General features: G+C 56.3%; 22 protein-coding genes and 1 pseudogene. 8 read left to right on the forward strand and 15 right to left on the reverse strand.

Going from position 1 to position 22,429, the window contains the following annotated elements; translation table 11 throughout:
- The first annotated feature begins 134 nt into the window (after positions 1 to 134).
- On the forward strand, positions 135 to 794 hold the full coding sequence (locus ACWHYZ_RS15990) for a uracil-DNA glycosylase (RefSeq protein ID WP_447983676.1): 660 nt from the start codon (positions 135 to 137) through the stop codon (positions 792 to 794).
- 48 nt (positions 795 to 842) lie between these two features.
- On the opposite strand, the gene ACWHYZ_RS15995 is transcribed toward ACWHYZ_RS15990, so the two are convergent.
- The 4 genes from ACWHYZ_RS15995 to tldD form a co-directional block, all read right to left on the reverse strand.
- Positions 843 to 1,301 carry a hypothetical protein gene (locus ACWHYZ_RS15995; protein WP_447983677.1) on the reverse strand — a complete coding sequence of 153 codons (459 nt, stop codon included), beginning with the start codon at positions 1,299 to 1,301 and terminating at the stop codon, positions 843 to 845.
- A gap of 104 nt (positions 1,302 to 1,405) precedes the next feature.
- A complete protein-coding gene (locus ACWHYZ_RS16000) occupies positions 1,406 to 2,125 on the reverse strand; it encodes a dienelactone hydrolase family protein (RefSeq protein WP_447983678.1) in 720 nt (239 codons plus the stop codon).
- Between the two features lie 97 nt (positions 2,126 to 2,222).
- A complete protein-coding gene (locus ACWHYZ_RS16005) occupies positions 2,223 to 3,578 on the reverse strand; it encodes a TldD/PmbA family protein (RefSeq protein ID WP_447983679.1) in 1,356 nt (451 codons plus the stop codon).
- A gap of 4 nt (positions 3,579 to 3,582) precedes the next feature.
- Positions 3,583 to 5,019 (reverse strand): metalloprotease TldD, encoded by a 1,437-nt coding sequence (gene tldD, locus ACWHYZ_RS16010; protein WP_447983680.1) that lies wholly within the window; start codon positions 5,017 to 5,019, stop codon positions 3,583 to 3,585.
- A 208-nt stretch (positions 5,020 to 5,227) separates the two neighbouring features.
- Here tldD and ACWHYZ_RS16015 point away from each other — a divergent pair, with 208 nt between their 5' ends.
- The 5 genes from ACWHYZ_RS16015 (at position 5,228) to ACWHYZ_RS16035 (ending at position 11,519) form a co-directional block, all read left to right on the forward strand.
- Positions 5,228 to 6,028, forward strand: coding sequence for an isoprenyl transferase (locus ACWHYZ_RS16015; protein ID WP_447983681.1), 801 nt, complete (start codon positions 5,228 to 5,230; stop codon positions 6,026 to 6,028).
- Positions 6,025 to 6,876 carry a phosphatidate cytidylyltransferase gene (locus ACWHYZ_RS16020; RefSeq protein ID WP_447983682.1) on the forward strand — a complete coding sequence of 284 codons (852 nt, stop codon included), beginning with the start codon at positions 6,025 to 6,027 and terminating at the stop codon, positions 6,874 to 6,876. Before ACWHYZ_RS16015 ends, ACWHYZ_RS16020 begins: the two co-directional genes overlap by 4 nt.
- 95 nt (positions 6,877 to 6,971) lie before the next feature.
- Positions 6,972 to 8,144, forward strand: a complete 1,173-nt coding sequence (locus tag ACWHYZ_RS16025; protein WP_447983683.1) for a 1-deoxy-D-xylulose-5-phosphate reductoisomerase — start codon at positions 6,972 to 6,974, stop codon at positions 8,142 to 8,144.
- A gap of 35 nt (positions 8,145 to 8,179) precedes the next feature.
- On the forward strand, positions 8,180 to 9,571 hold the full coding sequence (gene rseP, locus ACWHYZ_RS16030) for an RIP metalloprotease RseP (protein WP_447983684.1): 1,392 nt from the start codon (positions 8,180 to 8,182) through the stop codon (positions 9,569 to 9,571).
- Between the two features lie 241 nt (positions 9,572 to 9,812).
- Positions 9,813 to 11,519: a proline--tRNA ligase gene (locus ACWHYZ_RS16035; protein WP_447983685.1), complete on the forward strand. Its 1,707-nt coding sequence runs from the start codon at positions 9,813 to 9,815 to the stop codon at positions 11,517 to 11,519.
- Positions 11,520 to 11,525: 6 nt separating this feature from the next.
- On the opposite strand, the gene ACWHYZ_RS16040 is transcribed toward ACWHYZ_RS16035, so the two are convergent.
- The 4 genes from ACWHYZ_RS16040 to prsR all read right to left on the reverse strand — a co-directional run bounded on the left by ACWHYZ_RS16040 (position 11,526) and on the right by prsR (position 14,834).
- Positions 11,526 to 12,203, reverse strand: coding sequence for a response regulator (locus tag ACWHYZ_RS16040; RefSeq protein ID WP_447983686.1), 678 nt, complete (start codon positions 12,201 to 12,203; stop codon positions 11,526 to 11,528).
- A 180-nt stretch (positions 12,204 to 12,383) separates the two neighbouring features.
- Positions 12,384 to 12,839, reverse strand: coding sequence for a ComEA family DNA-binding protein (locus tag ACWHYZ_RS16045; RefSeq protein ID WP_447983687.1), 456 nt, complete (start codon positions 12,837 to 12,839; stop codon positions 12,384 to 12,386).
- Between the two features lie 176 nt (positions 12,840 to 13,015).
- Positions 13,016 to 13,228 carry a hypothetical protein gene (locus tag ACWHYZ_RS16050; RefSeq protein WP_447983688.1) on the reverse strand — a complete coding sequence of 71 codons (213 nt, stop codon included), beginning with the start codon at positions 13,226 to 13,228 and terminating at the stop codon, positions 13,016 to 13,018.
- A 223-nt stretch (positions 13,229 to 13,451) separates the two neighbouring features.
- Positions 13,452 to 14,834: a PEP-CTERM-box response regulator transcription factor gene (gene prsR / locus ACWHYZ_RS16055; protein WP_447983689.1), complete on the reverse strand. Its 1,383-nt coding sequence runs from the start codon at positions 14,832 to 14,834 to the stop codon at positions 13,452 to 13,454.
- An 885-nt stretch (positions 14,835 to 15,719) separates the two neighbouring features.
- On the opposite strand from prsR, the gene ACWHYZ_RS16060 reads away from it, so the two are divergent.
- Positions 15,720 to 16,223, forward strand: coding sequence for an RNA recognition motif domain-containing protein (locus ACWHYZ_RS16060; RefSeq protein WP_447983690.1), 504 nt, complete (start codon positions 15,720 to 15,722; stop codon positions 16,221 to 16,223).
- 56 nt (positions 16,224 to 16,279) lie between these two features.
- Here ACWHYZ_RS16060 and ACWHYZ_RS16065 read toward each other — a convergent pair whose 3' ends face one another.
- The gene (locus tag ACWHYZ_RS16065) at positions 16,280 to 16,585 is read right to left on the reverse strand and encodes a hypothetical protein (protein ID WP_447983691.1); all 306 of its coding nucleotides are present in this window, start codon (positions 16,583 to 16,585) and stop codon (positions 16,280 to 16,282) included.
- A 1,191-nt stretch (positions 16,586 to 17,776) separates the two neighbouring features.
- On the opposite strand from ACWHYZ_RS16065, the gene ACWHYZ_RS16070 reads away from it, so the two are divergent.
- The gene (locus tag ACWHYZ_RS16070; RefSeq protein WP_447983692.1) at positions 17,777 to 18,340 is read left to right on the forward strand and encodes a hypothetical protein; all 564 of its coding nucleotides are present in this window, start codon (positions 17,777 to 17,779) and stop codon (positions 18,338 to 18,340) included.
- A gap of 170 nt (positions 18,341 to 18,510) precedes the next feature.
- Here ACWHYZ_RS16070 and ACWHYZ_RS16075 read toward each other — a convergent pair.
- The 6 genes and pseudogenes from ACWHYZ_RS16075 to ACWHYZ_RS16100 form a co-directional block, all read right to left on the reverse strand.
- A pseudogene (locus ACWHYZ_RS16075) lies at positions 18,511 to 18,809 on the reverse strand (antibiotic biosynthesis monooxygenase).
- Between the two features lie 54 nt (positions 18,810 to 18,863).
- Positions 18,864 to 19,703 carry an aldo/keto reductase gene (locus tag ACWHYZ_RS16080; RefSeq protein WP_447983693.1) on the reverse strand — a complete coding sequence of 280 codons (840 nt, stop codon included), beginning with the start codon at positions 19,701 to 19,703 and terminating at the stop codon, positions 18,864 to 18,866.
- Positions 19,704 to 19,783: 80 nt separating this feature from the next.
- Positions 19,784 to 20,230 carry a thioredoxin gene (trxA, locus tag ACWHYZ_RS16085; protein WP_447983694.1) on the reverse strand — a complete coding sequence of 149 codons (447 nt, stop codon included), beginning with the start codon at positions 20,228 to 20,230 and terminating at the stop codon, positions 19,784 to 19,786.
- Between the two features lie 229 nt (positions 20,231 to 20,459).
- Entirely contained in the window at positions 20,460 to 21,056 is a 597-nt protein-coding gene (locus ACWHYZ_RS16090; protein ID WP_447983695.1) for a hypothetical protein, read from the reverse strand.
- Between the two features lie 20 nt (positions 21,057 to 21,076).
- Positions 21,077 to 21,283 carry a BON domain-containing protein gene (locus ACWHYZ_RS16095; RefSeq protein ID WP_447987597.1) on the reverse strand — a complete coding sequence of 69 codons (207 nt, stop codon included), beginning with the start codon at positions 21,281 to 21,283 and terminating at the stop codon, positions 21,077 to 21,079.
- 366 nt (positions 21,284 to 21,649) lie between these two features.
- The gene (locus ACWHYZ_RS16100; RefSeq protein WP_447983696.1) at positions 21,650 to 22,285 is read right to left on the reverse strand and encodes an Hsp20/alpha crystallin family protein; all 636 of its coding nucleotides are present in this window, start codon (positions 22,283 to 22,285) and stop codon (positions 21,650 to 21,652) included.
- Positions 22,286 to 22,429: the final 144 nt, after the last annotated feature.

Here is a 22,429-nt window from a genome sequence, read left to right on the forward strand (position 1 = left end):
CTGTGAAGGTGTTATAGATACTACAAGTGCCGACACAATGTCAATCCTTATACTACGTATAATATCTTAGCCACTAGACGATTGAACTCGCTAGGCTGCTTCAATAGTTGACAATGTGGGAACGGATGCCTACGATGCCGCTCATCAGGTATCGAGATCATGGCATGACGCTCCAGGAACTGGCTCACTCGCTTCACAATTGTCAGCACTGCAAACTGGCCAAGCTGGGACGAACCCAGGTGGTGTTCGGCGTGGGTAATCCGAATGCTCAGGTGATGTTCATCGGCGAGGGGCCAGGATTTCACGAAGACAAGCAGGGCGAGCCCTTTGTTGGAGCGGCCGGCAAACTGTTGAACGAACTCCTGCAGTCAGCCGGATTGTCTCGGGCTGAGGTCTATATTGCAAATGTGGTGAAGTGCCGGCCGCCGAATAACCGCGACCCGGAACCGGATGAAGTGGAGACGTGCAAGCCGTTTCTCCTTCAGCAGGTCGATTTAATCAAGCCGAAACTGCTCTGCACGCTTGGACGGTGGTCAACGGAAACGATTCTTGAACGAAAGGTGAGTATTACAAAAATTCGCGGCCAGGTGATCCGCCATAAGAATCTCGTCGTGTTCCCACTTCTCCATCCCGCGGCAGCCTTGCACCAAGGCAACTTACTTCCGTCCCTGCGTGAGGACTTCGGCAAGCTCAAACAGTATCTCGACGAGGCAAACAAGAAGTCGCCCCCTACCCCTTTATCCTCTCCGCCTCAGTCGCAGACAACTGCCAAGGTACAGATGGATCTCTTTTAGCGTCGAGGGTCAGGGCCCTTGGGCGAAGTAGCGAGATGGCTGCCGGAACTACGCTTTGGCAGGGTTATTGTCCGGTTCACGCGATGTGGATGCTTGATCGGTGTTCGACTCCTCGGAGGTCGTTTCGTCCAGCGGTTCCTCGAACCAGGCTACGAGCATGTCGTCCCACCAGGTTTCATCTACGTCAGAGCCTGGATCTACACCAAGCATGGCGACATCATCGGCAGTCAGAGACGGGTCTACCAGAACAGGGTTAAATTTTGCTCGAGCAATGGTTTCCTGCGTGGCAAATCCCCCAACGATCCAAGAATCAGGATCCGCGCGATGTGACTTGTACGCCTTCAGGCCGTGCTTCAAATAGAGAAAAATCCGACGTTGGGTTTCGTCTCCGACTCCGCTTTGCGGCAAGCTGAGCGTCTTTTCAATTTTCTTGCGCCAATGCCGGTCATCGTAGCGCGACGTCACGAGCTGGAGCATCTTCTTACCTTGTTCGACATCAAGCGCCATGACATATCTCCGATTGTCCGTCCGTTTCTAACGTCACTATATTTTCATTCATTAATCTTATCGTGGGCTCGCCGAGAACGGCATGAGGGACGATTTTCAGCACCCTAGCCCAGGTGTTGCTTGAAAAATGCCACCGACCGGTTCCATGCATCGTTCGCTTCTGCAGGCTTGTGGACTTCCTTGCGCGTGTCATTAAAGAAGGCATGCGAGGCCCCCGGATACGTTTTGATCTCACCGGACTTATTGTATTTCTTCAGTGCATTCGCCAGCCGCTGCACGTCTGTCTTCGTAATCCAGCCGTCTTCCTCACCATATATATAGAGGATCGGGCATGCCAGTCTCTGGAGCGGCGTATCGGGGTTGGGGACCTGTCCATAAAATGGCACGGCCGCTTTCACGTCTTCACTGACACAGGGTAGCATCAGTGCATAGGATCCGCCCATGCAAAACCCCATGACACCAATCTTGGCGGCATCCACTTCGGGAGCTGTTTTTAAGAATGCAATCGACTCCTGCAAATCCTTTAATCCGTCCGTCTGTTGCAAAGCGTTCATCAACTTGCCCGCCTCATTCGCGTCCGTCGTGACGCGGTTACCGAGGCGCGAGAATAGATCGGGAACTAAGACGACATAGCCTTCTTTGGCGAGTCGCCGCGCCACATCCTTCATATGATCATTGAGCCCCCACCATTCTTGTACGAGGATGATGGCCGGACGCCGCTCCTTCACCGGAGGCGCCACCGCGAACGCCCGCATCGTGACACCCTCGCTCGGATACTGGACCATTTTTTCTTTGAGTTCACGATCGGTCAATGTGTCCGCCATGGCTCCTCTGAATACGGATTATTGATCAAGTGATAGGGCGATCGCAGTAGGGTCGACAACCAGAATAGACCTACATCGCGCAGCTACCACATTTTTCTCAATTTCCTGCAATCATCATTTCGCTGATTTTGATCGTCGGGCTGGCGATGCGTCCCCGAAATTCCAGGTCGCTGCCAACCATCTCGATGTGGGCAAACATTTCTTTCAAATTGCCTGCAATGGTAATCTCTTCCACCGGGTATGCCAGCTCGCCATTTTCAATCCAATAGCCCGCGGCTCCACGAGAGTAATCACCGGTGACCATATTGATCCCGAAGCCGATAAGTTCGGTCACGTACAGGCCTTGCTTCACGGAACGGATGATATCGGTCGGGCTGACGGCGCCCGGAGCGAGATAAAAATTTGTCGGGCCGACGGATGGGCTATCGCCCACTCCCCTCGAGGCATTGCCGGTGGACGGCATGCCTAACTTCCGTCCTGAATAACTATCCAGCAAATAATTCTTCAATACGCCGCGATCGATGATCGTCTGCGTCCGACTGGGCAAGCCCTCTCCATCAAACGGTCTGGAGCCAAACCCTCCCGGCATGAGCCCATCATCGTAAATCGTCACGAAGTCTGGAAACAGCGGCTTCCCCAGTTCACCGACCAGAAATGATGCGCCCTTGTAAAGCGAATACCCCGAGAGCGCGCTGCACAAATTGCCCAAGAGGCTTCCGGCCATTTCTTGATCGAAAATCACCGGTGCACGCTGCGTCGACACTTTCCGCGCCCCTAATCGCCCCACCGTCCGGCGCGTCGCTTCTTGGCCCACGGACTCGGGGCTGTCCAACCGCGCAAACTTACGTTGTGCTGCATACCAATAATCTCGCTGCATCCCTTCGGCTTCCGTCCCGGTGGCAATCGGCGAGACGGACACGGAGAAGCTCGAACTCCGATATTCGCCGACGAAGCCATGACTGTTGGCAAGCAACACCCGGCCGGCATAGGAGCTGAAATCGGCTCCTTCGGAATTCGTGATCCGTCGATCAGCCGCCAAAGCCGCCTCTTCCGCACGGCGCGCCAATGCAATTTGACTATCCGTGTCCAATTGCGTTGGATCGTAGAGATCCAGGTCCGGCAATGCATGTGCCATGAGGTCGGCTGAGGGAAGGCCGGAGACGGTGTCTTCAACGACGGCGGCGGCCAATGAACACGTATCGGAGACGACCTGCTCGAGGGATTCGAGTGAAAAATCCGACGTAGACGCGCTCGCCGAGCGCTTGCCGACAAAGACCCTCAGTCCGAGGCGTTTTTCACGCGCTTTCGTCAGTCGATCGACCGCCGACAATCGCACTTGCACATCGAAGGTATTGCCATCGGCCACGACCACATCAGCGTCCGTGGCGCCGCGCTTCTTCGCGCGATTCAACAGATCGACCGCCAGTTCCGCTAAATTGGATTCAGTTGCCATGGTCTTATCCTTGTGTGCCGCCGACAGTAATCTCGTCCACCTTAATGGTCGGTAATCCGACGCCGACCGGCACGGATTGTCCGTCCTTGCCGCAGGTCCCGATGCCTTCATCCAACTTCAGATCATGGCCGACCATGGAGACGCGAGTCAGAATCTCCGGCCCGTTGCCGATGAGCGTCGCCCCTTTAACCGGCCTGGTAATCTTTCCATCTTCGATGAGATAAGCTTCACTTGTGGAAAAAACGAACTTCCCGTTGGTGATATCCACCTGCCCGCCGCCAAACGAGACGGCATACAACCCGTTCCTGACCGACCGGAGGATCTCATCGGGGTCCGATTCGCCGGCCAGCATGAACGTATTCGTCATGCGAGGCAGCGGAATCGATTGAAAACTTTCTCGCCGACCGTTTCCCGTGAGCGGAATGCGCATGAGTTTGGCATTCAGCCGATCGGTGATATAGCCGCGCAAGATACCGCGCTCGATCAGGGTTGTCCGGCCCGTCGGCGTACCTTCGTCATCCATGTTGAGCGACCCACGACGAAACGGCAGGGTTCCGTCATCCACAATCGTACACACGTCCGAGGCCACCCGCTTCCCGATCAAACTGGAGAACGCCGACGTCTTCTTGCGATTAAAGTCCGCCTCCAAGCCATGGCCGATGGCTTCGTGTAGGAGGATTCCCGGCCATCCACCCGCCAACACGACGGGCATCACGCCGGCCGGTGCGTCGGTCGCGCTGAGATTGAGGATCGCTTGTCGCGCAGCCTCCCGGGCGTACCGTCGGTACCGATCCTGCTCCCGGTAATAGGAAAATCCAATCCGTCCCCCACCGCCAAACGTGCCGATCTGTCGATTGCCGTGTTCTTCAGCGATGCACGTGACGTTCAAGCGTGAAAGCGGCTGAATATCGTTCACCATTAAGCCGTCCGTCGTCACGACGATAATGCGCTTGTACTCGGTATTGAACGAAGCCATGACGTTTTTGATGCGAGGATCGTATCGGCGAGCTTCCGCATCGATCAGGTTCAACAGCTCCACTCGCTCGGAAGTCGCCACGTCAAGTTCAGCCGTTTTAAGAGGGTACAGATTCCGAGTCGGCGCCGGTCGATGCGTTACCGGGACGGGCTGGTTCCCCTGGGGAGAATTGGCAATATAGCGGGCCGTATCGGCGGCAATCTCTAAATCACGGCTCGTTAATTCATCGGAATAGGCAAACCCGGTTTTCTCTCCGGACGTGGCCCGGACCCCGACGCCTTGTGAAACGCTCTTGACCGCGCGTTTCACAAGACCTTCTTCCATCGAGACGGATTCCGACACATCCGATTCGAAATACAGATCGGCATAATCGACATCCCGGACCTTGACCTTGCCGAGCGCCTGCTGGATTTCCCGGTCCGTGAGACCGAATTGAGCCAGTTCGACCGATTCCTGGATGGCCATCCGCGTGCTCCTCCTCAATGAAGTCCTTGAGTATAGCCCATTCATTTTCGTGGGCGCAACGCGAATGCCCGCTCCACTCATGAGTTTTTGTAGGTTGCCGCCGCGCAGAGTGTTTGACATTTGGCACCCTGCTCATTAGACTAAGGCCACCTGCCGAACGTGTCTTCTTAAACTATAGAACGAAACGTGTAAGGTTTACCTCTCGCGAATGACCAAAGGAACAGCAACGGGCGTCGACCACCTCACCGAAGCGGAATTGCTTTCATTGTTGGACCTTGACCAGCTTCCGAAACATATCGCCATTATCATGGACGGCAATGGTCGTTGGGCGGAGATTCGCGGACTGCCTCGAATTGCCGGCCACCAAGAGGGTATTAAGTCCGTCCGAGAGATCATGACGCTCTGCGGCGAGCTAGGTATCGGCGCCCTGACGATCTACGCCTTTTCACAAGAAAATTGGAAGCGTCCTATCCCGGAAATCAACGCGCTCATGATGCTGCTGGAACACTATCTCCAAAGTGAGATGGATGCCCTTATCGAGAAGGGGGTTCGCTTCCGTGCCATCGGACGGGTGAACACGCTTCCCCCTTCGGCTCTCCAGTGGGTACGCCGAGCAGAACGTGAAACGCTGCATTTGGACAAGTTGATGCTGACAGTAGCCCTCAGCTATGGCGGGCGTTCAGAGATCGTGGATGCAGTTCGGCGGTTGGCGGAGGATTGCACGAAGGGACTCGTCCAGACCGATGCCATCGATGAGACACTGCTGGAAGGCTATCTGTCTACCCAAGGGCTCCCTGACCCCGATCTCCTGATTCGCACCAGTGGGGAAGCCCGAATCAGCAATTTCCTGCTCTGGCAGCTGGCGTATACGGAAATGTATTTTACGCCCACCCTGTGGCCGGACTTTCGGCGGCGCGATGCCCTCCTTGCGCTCGTGGATTTCCAACGACGTGAACGCCGCTTCGGTCGAGTGACGCCTCCCGCGACCTTTCCGCCGAGCGGGTTGTGATCAGAAACGCCGTGGCGGCTGATCTTCCTCGGACATCCAAGCGCTGGGACAGTCGTCGGCTCTATGCGGCACTGGTCTTCGTCCCGTTGTTTTATCTGCTGGTGCGCTACCTTCCGCCCTTCGCCTTCTTCGGCTTGGTCGTGGCAGCGTCCTGGCTGGCGCTCGTCGAACTGTACCGTCTACACTTTCACCCCCGGCTCGCCACAATGGCGACCATCCATGGACTGGCCATGACGACGCTCGTGCTCGCCCACCTGCAATGGCCTGATGCCTTTCCACTTCATCCCCTGCTCGTGTTCGTTATGACCGCCACGCTGCTCTGTTATCTCCTCTCCAAGCAGGATCTCAGTCAAAGCCTGGTCGATGTGTCCGTTCTCATCTTTGGCATGCTGTACATTGGTTTTTTGTTGGGACATCTCTTGCTCATTCGCTCGCTGCCCGATGGCATTTTTCTCGTTTTTTTCGTCATTCTGGTGACGTGGGCCGGCGACACCGGAGCTTACTATGCAGGTGTGAGCCTCGGTCGTACCGCGTTGGCTCCGCGGATCAGTCCGAAGAAAACGATCGAAGGTCTTGTGGGCGGTTGCCTACTCGCAGTAGTGATTGCGCTTGTCGCGCGCGCATGGTTTATCCCGTCGTTTACGATTGTCGACGCCCTCGTGCTGGGTGTATTGCTGACCGCAGCCGGTCTCATGGGAGATTTGTCGGAGTCCATGTTTAAGCGGGGCGCGGGCGTGAAAGACTCAGGAGGGGTAATTCCCGGACATGGGGGTATGTTGGATCGATTGGATAGCCTATTATTGACCGCGCCTACCTATTATTATTATGTGACCTTAGTGAAGGGTTAGCGATTGGCCACAGCGTTCATGAACGAGCATAACCGTATTGAAGTAGCGCTGAAGGCTGATAGCTGACAGCCGATAGCACCGTTGAAAGGACTGCCATGAAACGAATCGTCATTCTTGGATCAACCGGCTCGATCGGAACCAATACCCTGGACATCGTCTCGAAATTTCCCGGCGAATTCCAGATCGTAGGTTTAACCGCCGGCATGAATGACGCGAAACTAGAAGAGCAAGTTCGAACGTTCAAGCCACAGGCCGTGGCCCTCTCTGACCAGGCGGCTGCGGATCGTCTCCGAGCCCGCTGTCAGGATATCAAGGTGGACGTGTTCGGAGGGCCAGAAGGTGTCGCACGTGTAGCCGGCTTATCAGACAGCGAGCTCGTCGTGTCCGCCATCGTCGGCGGGGCCGGTCTCATGCCGACGCTCGCCGCCATACGAGCCGGAAAGCACGTGGCGTTAGCGAACAAAGAACCGATGGTCATGGCCGGCCGACTGATGCAAGAGGAGGCGCGTAAACAGGGCGTCCCTATCCTGCCGGTCGATAGCGAGCACAGTGCCATTTTTCAGTCGCTTCAGGGGCATCGCAAGGAAGACGTCCGTCGCCTGATCCTGACCGCCTCCGGAGGCCCACTCTGGGAGATGTCGCGTGAGGAGATGCGGCACGTCAAGCCGGAGCGCGCCTTACAGCACCCGAACTGGAAGATGGGGGCAAAGATCACCATCGACTCGGCGACGCTCATGAACAAAGGCTTGGAAGTGGTGGAAGCCCGATGGCTCTTCGATCTACCCGCCTCGCAGATCGATGTCCTAGTCCATCGAGAAAGCATCATCCATTCTCTGGTAGAATACACAGACGGATCAGTGATCGCTCAACTCGGCCTGCCCGATATGCGGACGCCGATCTCCTATGCGATGAAGTATCCGGCTCGCATGGCGCTGGATCTCCCGTCGTTGGATCTGGCCGCTATCGGCACACTGACGTTTCAACGCCCCGACCATGATCGTTTCCCGTGTTTGGGGCTAGGGTATGAGGCGTTACGTGTCGGAGGAACCATGCCCGCCACACTCAATGCTGCGAATGAGGAGGCCGTGGCCGCCTACTTACGGGAACAGATCACATTCCGTGATATTGCAGACGTCATCCGAGGGACGATGGAAGCGCATAGCTCACGAGAGGTTGACAGCATCGATGATGCGCTGGATGCCGACCACTGGGCCCGCGAAAAGGCCGGCATGCTCATACGTTCGCTGGCGCCTTCCACCGTCCGTTGAGCCGACACGCCCATTTTTGACAAGGAGTCCTTATCGTGTTGTCTGCATTCGCCCTATCCCCTGACGCCGTCTGGGTCTTAACTCAAAAGATCGGATGGTTTCTCCTGGTGCTGGGAGTGTTGGTCGCGTTCCACGAACTCGGTCACTTCCTAGCCGCGCGATGGGTCGGCGTCAGAGTGTTGAAGTTTTCTCTTGGATTTGGTCCGAAGCTGTTCGGCCGCCAAGTCGGTGAAACGGAATACCTCGTGTCCGCAGTCCCGCTCGGCGGCTATGTCAAATTGTTCGGCGAAGAAGAAACCGACGCGCTCACGCCGGAAGAAAAACGTCGATCGTTTTCCCATCAGCGTCTCGGCAGTAAGTTTCTGATCGTGGCGGCCGGTCCCGGTTTCAATTTTCTCCTGACGTTTCTGATCTTTACCGGATGGCTGGCGAGCGGTTCACCCCTGTTCATGCCCACATTCCGGGAATTGTCTCCCGAGGTCGAAGCGCTTCGTCCGGGTTCACCGGCCGAGATGGCGGGACTCCAAGTAGGCGATCGGATACTGCGAGTCAACGAGAAGGAGATTTCGGCTCGGAGCGAAGTACAAGAGGCCGTCGCCAAGAGCAATGGAAAATCCCTGACGCTGGATGTCCGTCGAGGCGATCAAATTAAAGCCATCATCGTGACGCCGGCCCCCCTTCCCGGTCAGGAGACGGCTAAAGAAGAACCAGCCTATTCGATCGGCATCGAAGAAAGCGCCCCAATCATCACGGCCATCATGAGCGGATCTGCTGCGATGGCGTCCGGCCTTGAAGAAGGAGATCGGGTCATCAGCATTGATGGCCAACCGGTTCACACCTGGTCGGAGATGGCGACGATCGTACGGAACAGTCCTCGTAAAGCGCTTCAATTCCAGATTCAACGGAATGGTCAAACCCTGAATTTACTGGCCACCCCCTCGGCGGAAAAAGTAGAGGTCGACGGCAAGACTATCGAGGTCGGACGGATCGGCATTTCCCGTCCCGGCGGCTTGATGATACGCGCCCACAATATTTTCGAGGCGCCCATCCGTGGGGTTGAAGCCACGTGGGCCCTCACGGAACTGACTGTCGTCGGTGTCTACAAAATGATCTCCGGAGAGATTTCCAGTAAAAATATCGGTGGACCACTGACGATTGCCAATATGGCAGGCGAAGTGGGGCAGCAGGGCTTGTCCAAAGTCATTTCGCTGATCGCCTTGCTCAGCATTAACCTTGGCGTGCTCAACCTCCTGCCGATCCCGATCCTTGATGGAGGACACTTGCTGTTTTTCACGATCGAAGGGATCTTGCGCAAACCGTTAGGCGAACGCCAACGGGAAATCGCCCAGCAAGTCGGCCTGTTCTTACTCGTCGGTATTATGGTGTTTGCTCTGTGGAATGACATCGAACGCCTCATTTCAAGGTAGTAGGATGGTGAAAAAGGCTCCCAACTGCTTTCTCGTCTCGTCGGCATCCTCAACGTACCCCAGAGGTACGCCTGCGACGCCGGCTTCGCCTGCGGCCTTGTTGGATAGCCTTTTTGACCATCCTTGAGTATAAGTTCTCAGCTTGCAGCTTTAAGAAGAGAGTCAAGCACGATATAATCCCCACCTCACATCAATTTCTTGGCATATTTCTACGCTCATCGCTCATAGCTAAAGGACATCCATGCGAACTTCTCAAATGCTGATTCCGACATTGCGCGAAGATCCAGGCGAGGCGGAAGTAGTCAGCCACCGGCTGATGTTGCGGGCCGGCATGATCCGGAAGACGGCTGCCGGAGTCTATACGTACCTGCCACTCGGATTACGCGTGATCCGCAAGATCGAGCGCATCGTGCGGGAAGAGATGAACCGAGCCGGCGCGCAGGAAGTGCTGATGCCGATCGCGTCTCCGGCAGAACTCTGGCGTGAGACCGGACGGTGGGATTTTTATGGCAAGGAATTGTTCCGCTTTAAGGATCGGCATGAGCGCGATTTCTGCCTGGGTCCGACCCATGAAGAAGTCATCACCGATTTGGTCCGCCGCGAAGTTCGCTCGTATCGGCAACTTCCGTTGAACTGCTATCAAATCCAGACGAAATTTCGCGATGAAATCCGGCCTCGCTTCGGTCTGATGAGGGGCCGCGAATTTATCATGAAGGACGCCTATAGTTTCGACAGGGATGAGGAAGGGGCCAAGCGCAGTTACCAAAGTATGTACGACGCGTATCATCGGATCTTCACACGCTGCGGACTGACCTTTCGCGCGGTTGAGGCGGATACCGGGCTCATCGGCGGCTCCTCGTCTCATGAGTTTATGGTGCTAGCTGATACGGGAGAGGAGACCGTCGTGTACACGGATGATGGCGCGTACGCCGCCAATGTGGAACGCGCCGAACTCTTGCCCTCTTCGGATACGGCGTTGGAACCTCCCCGACCGTTGAAGAAAGTCGCGACGCCCGGTGCGGGTACGGTTGAAGAGGTGACCACGTACTTGAAGGTGGAACCGCACCGCCTCGTGAAGACGCTCCTCTACAAGGCGGGGAAGGAGCTTGTCGCCATTTTGGTGCGTGGCGATCACACGGCAAACGAGATCAAGATTAAAAAGGTCCTCGGCGCGATGGACCTCGAACTGGCGGACGCCAACACAGTGACGGAGATTACCGGCGCGCCCGTTGGTTTTGCCGGCCCCATCGGATTACAGCGGGTTCGCATTCTGGCCGACTATGCGCTCAAAGCGCTCTCGAATTTTGTGGTCGGCGGCAATGAGGCCGATGCGCATTATCTCGATGCGAACTGGGAGCGCGACTTTACGGTGGAGCGGTTCGCCGATCTACGAAATGCTCAGTCTGGAGACGCGGCGCCTCGCGGGACCGGCGTGCTGAAAGTCGCGAAAGGGATCGAGGTCGGGCACGTCTTCATGCTTGGCACCAAGTATAGCCAATCCATGAAAGCGACATTTCTCGATCCGCAAGGGCAGGAACAGCTGGCCGTGATGGGATGCTATGGCATCGGAATCGGCCGAGCCGCGGCGTCCTCGATCGAGCAGAACCATGATGCGAAAGGGATCATCTGGCCGGTGCCCATTGCTCCATTTCATGTCCATCTGCTGCCCCTGAGTCAGTCGGCTCAGGTCACACAAGCCGCCCAATCGCTCTATGACTCGCTGGGGCAAGCCGGAATTGAAGTGCTATGGGATGACCGAGACGAACGTGCAGGCGTGAAGTTCAACGATGCCGATCTCATCGGGGCGCCCTACCACCTCGTGATCGGCGAGAAGGGCCTTGCACAGGGAACCGTCGAATTGAAAGAGAGAAAAACGGGAGAGGTCAAACGGGTTACGCCGGAGGGCGTACTATCCGCTGTCTCTGCGCTTCTTGGGAATTACGCCTGAGCGGCCTCAGGCAGGCCGCTTCGCCGGGGCAGCATGCTCCTTGAACTTCAGCGCATCTACCAATCCTTGACGGACTGCATAATGCGTCAGTTCGGCGTTCTTCTGCATCTTCATTTTTTCGAGAATGCGAGAACGGTATGTGCTGATCGTTTTAGGGCTCAATGAGAGTGACTCGGCAATTTCTCCCACCGTCTTTCCAATCGCGATCAAACCAAGCACTTGATATTCTCTCGCCGACAGCCGTTCATGAAGAGGAGTGTTCGGATCGGCCTCCAAATCAAAGGCGAGTTTCTCGGCCAGCGCGGGACTGATGTATTTTCCCCCTGTAATCACTTTTCTAATCGCCGCAATCAGCTGAGCCGGTGCGCTTTCCTTCGTCAGATAGCCCGACGCCCCGGCCTTTAAGACCAGTACGCCGTACTGCTCTTCGGAATGCATGCTCAAAATGACGACGGGCAAACTGGGACGCTCCCGTTTCAGAGTTCGCAACACATCCAACCCGTTGCCATCGGGCATCGCGATGTCCAGCACGACCACATCCACCGGCTTCGTCCGCACCCAATCCAATACTTGCTGTCCCGTGGTGGCCTCCGCGGCAACACTGATATCCGGCGTGTCGGACAGGACCTGCTTGAGTCCCTTGAGGACCACCGTGTGGTCGTCTGCGATCAGTACTCGAATCATGAGCCCCTCCCCATTAGGGTTGTGAATGAGGAGCATACCCTGTGGAGCGGCAGAAGATAAGTCGGAAAATGCCGTAGGCGTTATGTCAGTTAATGGAGTACGTATTAGTACGTCATGGGGATGAGATAACAGGAGGATCCCGGAGCCATTACGTACTGCGGCTATGCAGGTCTCAAGGCCCTACCAGATCAGTTCCCCGCACACGCGTTCTTGGCTTCGTTCTTCCTTAATGCATACGCGTGCAGCATTCGCTGCGGAGGGGGACATCATCTCGGAGCTTTCCCTCCCACCTGATTCACCACCGGGCCTGACGCTCGATGGAGAGATGGGAACAGCTGTTGGTGGGGAGGACTTGATGGAACCTCCTTTGACGAAGATCTGGTCCTTCATTTGATCATACGTCGCTTGGGGAAGAAGCTTTTGTTCCACGAGATCTTCCTTTGATTGAAACGGGCGCGCCCCGACGATCATCATGATATAGCCTTCCGTCATTCCCGGCAGATTCTTGAGTTGATCGGGAGTCGCAGAATTGAGATCGACCAATTCCCCGGCCGAACAAGGGCCGAACCAAACAGTCAGTATCAGTAGAAGAGCACTGAAACTCACTGTTCTCCGCGACAGTATCTGAAACGTCATGCTGGCCGCCCCTGGTGGCGTACAATGATGTGGTGGCTCTCTTGCGGGGCGCCACGTCCCCGCAAGAAGCTCCTTGAAACTATAGGGTATTCAGCATAACCAATTCAACCTATCACATCGAACTTCCCTCGTGTGCTCTCTCCAGATCATCCACATTTGGAAAATCCCCAGACGAATCAACGCGCGATCGTCGCATCGTGGACGCCTTCACGCGCGCCTTCTCGCGCTCCTTCACGGACGGCTGACGACGGCGGTGCCGTCTCATTGTGGATGACGGTAGGCGGATGCGCATCTTCCCTCTCATGCGTATGGGTCGTGCACCCCGCCGCCACACTTCCGATCACAATACAGCCTCCCAACAACACAATCGAGACAATCCTGTTCCGCATGCTATCCTCCTTAAGGGTGATCCAGTGGTCCTGCCTCACCATATCCCAGATCGATGAAACCCATCATCGGGCAAACAAGGAACACCGTGTGGGACACGGCCCTAATAGGTTATGCCTATTTGGACACTTGATTCCCTACCAAAGGCATGGAACGCATATCTTCACATGACCACTGGATGCACAGCTCCCCGCCCGCCGTTTAATATGCAGAGTGACAGTCGGTTTACGAAGCGCTACAACTGGGTTCACCGACATTGAGCTCAATGCCGTACTTGAGTATCGACTCATGCAGGCCCTGCCGGGAGATGCCCAATTCTTCTGCCGCGCGGGTCACATTCCCATTGGTTCGCGCCAGCGCCTGGCGAATAAGGTTCTTTTCGAATTGCGAGCGCGCTTCTCGCAACGTGAGATAGGCGGCCGGTGCCGGCACGGCAGACAACTCCAAATCCACCGGCTGCAAGGTCGTGCCATGGGCCATGACCACGGCCCGCTTGATCCGATTCTCCAATTCCCGCACGTTGCCGGGCCAGGCATAGGCCCGAATCGCCTCGCGCGCTTCATCGGACAGGCCCGTGACCCGCGCGTTTAACTGCTCCCGCGACTTGAGCACAAAGGCCTGCGCCAGCAGCACCGGATCTTCTTCCCGCTCCCGCAACGGCGGCACCGCAATCTGTACCACACTGAGCCGATAGAACAGATCCTTGCGAAAGGTCCCCAGCTCCAAGGCCGCCGTCAGATTCATATTGGTGGCCGCCACGATGCGCGTATCCACCGCGATCGATTCGCGCCCCCCCACCCGTTCAATCTGTTGCTCTTGCAAAAAGCGTAAGAGCTTCACCTGCAACGCCAGCGGCAACTCGCCGATTTCATCGAGGAACAAGGTGCCCCCTTGCGCCAGCTCAATGCGCCCCTTGCGCTGCAGATGCGCGCCCGTAAAGGCGCCCTTTTCATGCCCGAACAGTTCGCTCTCCAATAAATTCTCCGGAATGGCGCCGCAGTTAATGGCAATGAAGGGCCCCTCTCGCCGCGGACTCTCACCGTGAACGGCCCGCGCCACCAATTCTTTGCCGGTCCCGCTTTCACCGACGATCAGCACGGCTAAGTCCGAGGCCGCCACGCGCCGGACGGTCTCAAAGAGCTGCTGCATCGGCAGACTGGTCCCTAGGAGCCCTTGAAACCCTTCTTGCAGGGCCTGTTGCTGCAAGCGCCGATTGTCCTGCTCCAACTGGTAGACATACGCGGCCCGTGCCAAGATTAACTTGAGGGTTTCCAGATGCACCGGCTTCTGCATGAAATCGTAGGCGCCCCGTTGGATCGCCTGCAGAGCGTTCGCGCGCTCGCTATTGCCCGTCAGCACGATGACCTTCGTCAGGCGATCCACCGCCAAAATCGCGTCCAGTAACGCCAGCCCCTCCACCGCGTCATCCGGCCGCGGCGGCAACCCCAAGTCCAGTGTCACCAGCGGCGGACGCTGACGTTTGACGCACGCCAATGCTTCACGAGTATTGGCGGCAGGATGCACTGTATACGCGCCGGCCATGGCCCACCGTAATTGTTCGCGAATCTCCTCATCGTCCTCCACGATCAGCAATCCCGGCTTCATCATGCCCTCCTTCCTTGTCCTGACTGTTCTCTGCTGCCATTCCAGGTTCACGAGTCACCCGACGCCATGAATACTTGTAAACGAGCACACGGCGATCGTCGCTAGACAGTACGAGCACTAGCGTGTAGTTATAATCCCTACAATAGAAGACCTGAACCGTTGCCGACGTGCTTGCGATGGACTGGGACTTGGCGGTGGCTGTACGATGCTCCCTCATGCGCAGACAATCCTTGTGGTTGTCGCCGCTGTCCGACTTTCTCACCTTCTCCGAATGACCATTCCGGTGCTGGGACTAGAAGACAGACACAAGGTTGCAAGTCACGGCGGATAAACGCTTTCAGTTCACGCTGCAAACGACATGGTAATGTCATGGCGCCCTGTAGCCTCCCATGCCCTGAACCGGAATCAAGATCAGACTCCATATGACTGCGCTCCGCTAGTAACCCTATCCATCAAAAACAAATCATCAGAGGATGTGAAGCCGCAGAGCGTCTCGGCATTAGTCAATATTGCTGACATCTCGCTTCTTCTTCAGCCTATTTTACACTTAGGACATGTCAGCTACATCCGCGAACAAGCGGCGATAAACTGGGTGGCATAGACCAAGTCTTTGCCACCCGCCAGCAATATGGCGTTGCCACGGCTCTCTATCGACGCGTCATTCCGTCGTACGCGAAAGGAGGAGATAGGCTGTATGGGGAGTATGCGAGGCAGGCCCTTGCCGATATGGACTTTTGAGCAGGGCGCACGCCGTAGACGGCACACCAGGCGGCCCGGCCCGCCATGTCGGCGTTACCGAAAGGGCGCCATCCCTAAAGCGACCGGTGTCGAGTCTGGGCGATAGGGCATTCGTCGCGACCTTTTGGACCCTCAGATAAGGAGACAGGGATGCTGCTACAGATGCTGCACCTCAGTGCATACATCGTCGGGATGGTTGCTCTTGGATTGGCTTTTTTGTCTCTCTGTCTTCCGCGAGTGGCGGAGCCGAACCACACGAAAGACCGGCGCCAGCATCAGTTCAATGGTCATAAAAGTCAACCGGCGAGTAATGTATTGTTCATTGATTGCCTTCCATCTGGCTGTACTGATGCCGAACTGAAAGCCTTGCTCGCTCCCTTCGGCCTCGTCCTCACGTCCGCTGTAGCGAGAAGAACCGACACTGCGTATCTCCCATTCGGGTTCGTGGCGATGCAGCATGCGGCGGACGCGGAGGCAGCCCGACGGACACTACACGGTACCGTGATAGATCGGCTTCCTTTGCGAGTGGACAGCTGCCTCTCACCCGCTTTTGGGTGGAGCCTAGATCACACGTCCACATCCGTCGCAGGACATCCTCATGGCTCATTGTACGATCATGGACAACAGACAGTGGCCAACCACCCATCACACTGATGGTCTGCAGTCCGTTCTCTTCGCCATGACGGTCGCGTACTAATGGATCAGGACCATTACGACGGAAGTTCCCATGCCGATGGAAGCGGATACTCGCTGATTAACCGGTCATGTAGTTCGCGGTCGAAGTCTTCAATGGAGAGATCATCAGCATCCAGCACCTCGTCGCAATCGGCAGAAGAGAGACAATCAATGTAAGCTTGCGCCTTCGCCTTTGTTTCGAAACGACAGAGGCCGTATTCCGGCATACCGGACGAAGGGTACCAGCAGGCAAGTCCTACTGCGGTGCCCTGGAAAACCCCCAGACGACGATGAGTCAGTTGGTACCCTCCGGGCAATCGAGACAACCGCTCGAGCGACATCACGTCTCCCTTGGAGTTTCAATAATTATGACGAGTATACAGTGCGGAACCAATACGATAAAGTGGCCCCATGGCTTTCTCTGCTCTATTGTGCAATGCAGACGCAGAAACGCCGCGGGAACGACCGTACGGCTGAAGCGAGCGCTCTCCAGCGCCTATTCCCCCCTTCGAGGCCCACACGCTGATCTCGACCTTGAGCTTCATTGATCGACACGTTCAGGCGTCCGGCCAGCATAGTAAGAGTCCGGTGTGGAATGGAGTCCCGCATATCGACTGCCTGCACACTGTTGCATGCCTTAGTCAGCGATTACTGCCGCATCAAACTCCAGGGGGCACCGGCGACTTCAGCATGTTCAATGGAAGAGCCCGGTGAACTGGCAGGCTGACGATGTGATGTATCACGGCAATGCTCAGTCTTGAAAGGGGTACAGCACGGCAGCGGATTTCAGTCGGGCACTTCGTCCAGCCGACAATCTATAGGCAGCCCTCAAGTGACTTTGACCGGTCGATCCTGGGCCGAGATGCTGGGATCCGATACGGCGCGGTCTCCATTGAGCGGCCCTCGGTAATCCGACGAACCACCGCCGTTACCATCGGGCCGATTGGGGATGCGGGACTATGCAGAATAACGGTGCGGTCTAGTTAAGCGTTAAGCGGCGGAGAAGAATGGATGGAGATGAGGAGCTAAGTCTGAGACTGGTAGGTCAATGAGAATGCGCGCTTCGCATGGCTCACAGATCGTATGAGTCACGAGTTCTGTATCGGACGGGCCGGATTCAAGGACTCCACGGCACCATGCACATTCACGAATCATGCGATGACTGTAGCATTGGAGTAAATCTTAAGTAATAAGGCTATACTCCGTTCTCGTGTAGGGACGCTGCTTACATGCTTAACCCCTATTTCGTGTTCAGAACCCGCTACTTTAACTCTCAGCCGACAATAGAGGTACGCTCCGCACCCCGCATTGACACAACTACCATCCCCCGCGCATCGACTCGTCATGCAGAACTTTGAGACTCTTCGATGTACAAGAGTCGATAGAGATGAACACAAACCGAGATGAACGAGCCGCAATCGTAATGCCGCTTGTTATCTGCACGATACCCCTGAAGCAATGTATCGCGAAGGAGTCAAGCCAGGAGGGCCATCGACCGAGAAGAAAAGACGAACAACCCAATGGGAGGGCTGATGGACGACCAGGAATTAGTCACAAATCTCAATAGAGTTGCAAAGAATATCGAGACGGCGCTGAACAGGCTCAAGGAGAGCAAGGAACCGATGAATGCCAGTGCGGCGCAACTCCCGCTTGCGAAGCAGTATCTCGCCGATCTGAAACGGATGACGGAAGAAGGCACACATGTGGTGATGGATGTGACGGAAGCGTTACAGGAAGCGCAGCGACGTATGAGCGAGACCCTGGCAAACGTCAGCGGAGAGCGATCGGCGCAGGCCCTGCATGACATCTTCATGGAAAATGAAACACGATTCATTCAAATCTATACGGCGTTGTCTTTTCAAGATTTGGTGGCTCAACGCATTGCGAAACTCTGTACTATTCTGGATGACGTGGAACAGAAGCTCCTTACCACGATTGCGCTGTTCGGGGTGGAGGCGTCGGAAGCCGTCTCAGCGCTGGATAATAGCCGGGCGGGTGTGATGCTGAAACGTTTGGATTCCGCGCGCAACGCCCTTACGCAACTGGTCGCGGATGATGTGTTTGATCAGTATAAATATTCCAGTGAGCGCGATTGAGACTTGCGCCCCGTTGCGTCCATGATGGACTCCCCAACGAATAGGCAGACCGTGAATCGCCAATCAGTGGATCGCCTTTGCCCCTCGGTATTTCTCGCAACTCTGTGGGTCTTTACTCACTGGTGCCGCAAGATGGTGCCTGGATCATCGTACTCATCCAGGCATAGGGTCTATCCGGAAATCTTGGCTGCCAGAACGTCAACTTTCTCGATGCTGGGTGGCTGCACTAGGAGCTCACGCACTTTTTTTCATCAGTTCCGCCGCGACCTGGCCCGAAAGGTGAGCCTGCCGGGCCAGAGTCATCCGGGAACGCGTCGAAAATGCCGAAGGTCGACGGTCCCATACGGATCCCGAACCAGGCAATGGTAGACGACTCTTTGTTGACCAATGGCAGAGCACCCCGGAGAAAGTTTTCCACCTCTGCTTCTCTGCCGGCTCTCAGTCGAACGAACAAGGCTACGTTGACCACAGCGGGATTCCTTTCCTTCTTGACACCGCAACTCGCAGCAGCGCGGCCGCTGGCCTACAGCACGGGAAGCTCTCGCGGACGAGGACCGAGCGGGAAGGCCTCCTCGATCCGCGCAAGCTCAAGTTCAGTCAACTGAAGGTCTCCGGCTCTCGCATTTTCCTCAGCATGTTCCGGACTGGACGCCTTCGGGATGGTGAAGGTCAATGGACGCCGAATGAGAAATCGTAGGGCGACCTGACGAGGGGACGCGTTGTGCGCCTCGGCAATTTCCTGCAGCACTCGGCCGCCCTTTGTGCGAGGACCGGGAAAACGGCCATGCCCAAACGGCGCATAGCCGACGACGCCCACGCCATGCGTCTCGCACCACGGCATCACGGCATGCTCAATCGCACGCTCTTGCACATGATAGAGCACCTGATTACAGACGAGAGGGTCATCGCCGACGATCTGACGGGCCTCTTGGAGATCGGGCACATTGAAGTTGCTGACGCCCCAGGACAGAATCTTCCCGTCGCGTTGAAGCTGCTGGAACGCCTCGAATGTTTCCTCCAGCGGATAATCCCCGCGCCAATGCAAGAGATAGCAGTCCAGCCGATCGGTATTAAGGCGAGAGAGGGATCCGTTGCACGCCACTATTGTCCCATGCCGGGACGCATGGTGAGGAAGGACTTTGGAGACGAGAAACACCTCGTCGCGTCGCCCGGCAATCGCCTCGGCGACCAGTTCCTCTGCGGCGCCGTACATCTCGGCCGTATCAATATGCGTCATGCCAAGATCCAGGCCGCGGCGCAGCGCGGCGACCGCCGAGGCGCGGCCGCGGCCCTCAATGTACCAGGTCCCTTGACCGATGACCGCAACTTCGCGCTTCGTGGAACCAAACTGACGGCGTTCCATGGCGTCTCTTCATCCCCCAATTGTTTCCGTTAGAAATTCCTCATCTGCAACGCCGCGGTATCGCCGCCGCACGGCAAGTCTCACGCGATCACTTGTTGCAGCCGCCGTGCAACATCCGATTTGGATTGCACGCCCACGATACGGTCGACCTCGAGACCTTTCTTGAGCACCAACAGCGTCGGAATACTCCGGACATTAAACCGCCCGGCCGTGACCGGATTTTCATCGACATTGAGTTTCGCCACCCGCACACGACCGGCCAGCTCTGCCGCCAACTCGTCCAGCATGGGCGCCATCATCCGACATGGCCCGCACCACGGGGCCCATAGATCAAGCAGCACCGGCACCGGCCATCGCTCCACTTCAGCCGCAAACGTCGCATCCGTGACTGTCCCAGGCTTGCTAAGAACCGGCAACCCCGTCCGACACTGGCCGCACACGGGTCGCAGGCCCTGTCGAATCTTGTCCACCGGCACCCGATTGGTCATGTCGCACTTCGGGCACCGAATCAACGATGTCTGGGGCATACTGGCACTCCGACGACAGTCCACAGAATGAGGACGCAATGTCTAGCGAACGACCAACACCGGGACGTGACTTCACTGAACCAGTCGTGTGGCCACGCTGTCCAGCAGAAATGACGCTACGTTCGCCATCCCTTTGGCTTCAGCGATGATGAGATTCACATTTCGCCTCGCTCAGCTCACGAGCGTCCCGCACTGAGCGTCTTAACCAGGTTCTGTGGTGTGGCCCCCGTTACTTTGTCACTTCCAATTTCGTTTGTACAGCGGCGCCTTCCGGAACGTCCACATCGATTTCCACGCGACCCGCTAAGCGATGCCATGCCAATAACCTATGCTTGCCCGCCGGCACATCCTTGATCTCGAATGTCCGTCCTCCTTGACTACAGCGTAATGGGGATTCGAAACAGGAAGGAAGAAACGCTTGCATGAATTCATGTTGATCGCACTGCAGTCGAAACATCAAGCCCTGTTTGTCTTTCCGCAAGACCACCGGCTTGTCCAGCTTCGCCCCAAGCTCGGCCAATCCGATGTTGAAAACCGTCGTCGAGCTCGGCCCCAGCACTTCGAAGGCATGCGGATTGTGCAGCACGCCTTTCGCGGATTTGGGATGCTCAGGATCGGCATCGTGGTTTTCGACATGGAAGGTTTTCTGTTTCACGACGACGCCGGTATACGTCATCCACTCACAAAATGCGGAGACATAATCGTGTCCCTTAAAGCCGTTCATGAAAGCCTTATCCTCGATATCCCTGATGGCCACTACGGCATCCCGAAACCGGCTTGGTGGTGCGACCCGGATGGTAGGCAGGATACGCTTCTCACCCTTCACCAACTCCTTCTTCGGATTCTTCACCAAGGACGACGATTCCGGGTAGAAGATGACGTCTTTTTCGATTTCACCGCCAGGACGCGGTATCTCATATTGATGACATCCGCCAACCCGCGGATCTCTTTGGCCGCGTGCTCGGCCGCAAGGCTTTGCGCCAGTGTATCTACCGAGCCTTTGAGCGTCACGATTCCTTGGCTCACCTCCACCTGAACATGCTGCTTTTCCAGCGCCGGGCGTGGATCTCAAGGCTTCATCGTCCTTCGAAACCACAGGCCTGACCAGGAGGTTATCGACAACGGCCTTCACACCGTATGTGGTCTCGACGAGATGATCGGCCAGTGCTTGTTCGGTAATGGTTTCGGCGGTTCCACCAATGTCACCGTTCCATTGTTTTCCTTTACTCTATGCCCTTCGATTTGAGTCGGCCACCATCGGCCAGCCGTTCTTTGATCGCGATCCGATCGTTGAATCCGGTACAGTCGAGGACTGGCCTTTTAAACCCCGTCATGAACACGAGACACACCATCGCTGCTAAACAGGGCCGTTTTGGTCACGCTGTCCTCCTGACTTCAAGTTCGTAGCGCGTGATGTCGTTAAGCCGCCGCCCGAGAGGTTTGGCCTCCACCACCCTCGATCGGGATTTCACGACGTTGCTGTTTCTCTTCAGGTATGGGAATCGTGATTTCCAACACGCCGTCCGTAAATTGCGCTTTGGCCTGTTCCATGTTGGCCCCCTCAGGCAGCGGAATAAGGCGAGAAAATCGTCCGTACCGGCACTCGGATCGCACCATGTCCTTCTGCCGATCCTCGCGTTCTTCTTTTCGCTCTCCCTCGATCAGAAGACCATCGGACGTCAACTCGACCTTCACGTCATCTTTCCTGACGCCGGGAAGCTCTGCCTTTACGATGATTGACCCATCTCGCTCGGCGACTTCGATCGGCGGCGCCCAGATATCCGGTCTGACGGATCCGGAGGTCGCCGATGGATTGAAGGCTTCAAACATCCGATCCATGTCCTCCATCATCCGTCTCATCAGCTGAAACGGGCTGGTAGCTAAAAAGTCATAGGGAGTGACAGCCAAGATCGACGGCATGGAAGGCATGCGTGCCTGCGTCATCATCCCTGTCCGGGGTTGCTGTTGTGTGACAGCAGCCGATTCCTGGGAAGATCCCTGAGCTGACCCCTGCGTAGATCCAGTTTGTTTTGTTTTTTGCTGTTCAGCCATCATCGTCCTCCTTTAAGCTAAACCGAATGGTTGTGGTCTTCGGCACGTTACCTTGAGATGAGATGTCGTCCTCTAGCCTCTGTTTATGCTCAAGCTGGAGAACATTCTTACATCGCTGGTTCCGGCTTAATGGGAAGCGTCTACGCC

This window comes from Nitrospira sp. Nam74, assembly GCF_965152615.1.

Coding starts and splice junctions, on each gene's coding strand:
- ACWHYZ_RS16040 (WP_447983686.1), bottom strand. CDS start 12,203: ATGATTCGAGTACTGATCGCAGACGACCACACGGTGGTCCTCAAGGGA.
- tldD (WP_447983680.1), bottom strand. CDS start 5,019: ATGGCCATCCAGGAATCGGTCGAACTGGCTCAATTCGGTCTCACGGAC.
- ACWHYZ_RS16100 (WP_447983696.1), bottom strand. CDS start 22,285: ATGATGGCTGAACAGCAAAAAACAAAACAAACTGGATCTACGCAGGGG.
- ACWHYZ_RS16035 (WP_447983685.1), top strand. CDS start 9,813: ATGCGAACTTCTCAAATGCTGATTCCGACATTGCGCGAAGATCCAGGC.
- ACWHYZ_RS16045 (WP_447983687.1), bottom strand. CDS start 12,839: ATGACGTTTCAGATACTGTCGCGGAGAACAGTGAGTTTCAGTGCTCTT.
- ACWHYZ_RS15990 (WP_447983676.1), top strand. CDS start 135: ATGCCGCTCATCAGGTATCGAGATCATGGCATGACGCTCCAGGAACTG.
- ACWHYZ_RS16070 (WP_447983692.1), top strand. CDS start 17,777: ATGGACGACCAGGAATTAGTCACAAATCTCAATAGAGTTGCAAAGAAT.
- ACWHYZ_RS16065 (WP_447983691.1), bottom strand. CDS start 16,585: ATGTCGCTCGAGCGGTTGTCTCGATTGCCCGGAGGGTACCAACTGACT.
- ACWHYZ_RS16025 (WP_447983683.1), top strand. CDS start 6,972: ATGAAACGAATCGTCATTCTTGGATCAACCGGCTCGATCGGAACCAAT.
- ACWHYZ_RS15995 (WP_447983677.1), bottom strand. CDS start 1,301: ATGGCGCTTGATGTCGAACAAGGTAAGAAGATGCTCCAGCTCGTGACG.
- ACWHYZ_RS16080 (WP_447983693.1), bottom strand. CDS start 19,703: ATGGAACGCCGTCAGTTTGGTTCCACGAAGCGCGAAGTTGCGGTCATC.
- ACWHYZ_RS16000 (WP_447983678.1), bottom strand. CDS start 2,125: ATGGCGGACACATTGACCGATCGTGAACTCAAAGAAAAAATGGTCCAG.
- prsR (WP_447983689.1), bottom strand. CDS start 14,834: ATGATGAAGCCGGGATTGCTGATCGTGGAGGACGATGAGGAGATTCGC.
- ACWHYZ_RS16060 (WP_447983690.1), top strand. CDS start 15,720: ATGCTGCTACAGATGCTGCACCTCAGTGCATACATCGTCGGGATGGTT.
- ACWHYZ_RS16050 (WP_447983688.1), bottom strand. CDS start 13,228: ATGCGGAACAGGATTGTCTCGATTGTGTTGTTGGGAGGCTGTATTGTG.
- ACWHYZ_RS16005 (WP_447983679.1), bottom strand. CDS start 3,578: ATGGCAACTGAATCCAATTTAGCGGAACTGGCGGTCGATCTGTTGAAT.
- ACWHYZ_RS16015 (WP_447983681.1), top strand. CDS start 5,228: ATGACCAAAGGAACAGCAACGGGCGTCGACCACCTCACCGAAGCGGAA.
- trxA (WP_447983694.1), bottom strand. CDS start 20,230: ATGCCCCAGACATCGTTGATTCGGTGCCCGAAGTGCGACATGACCAAT.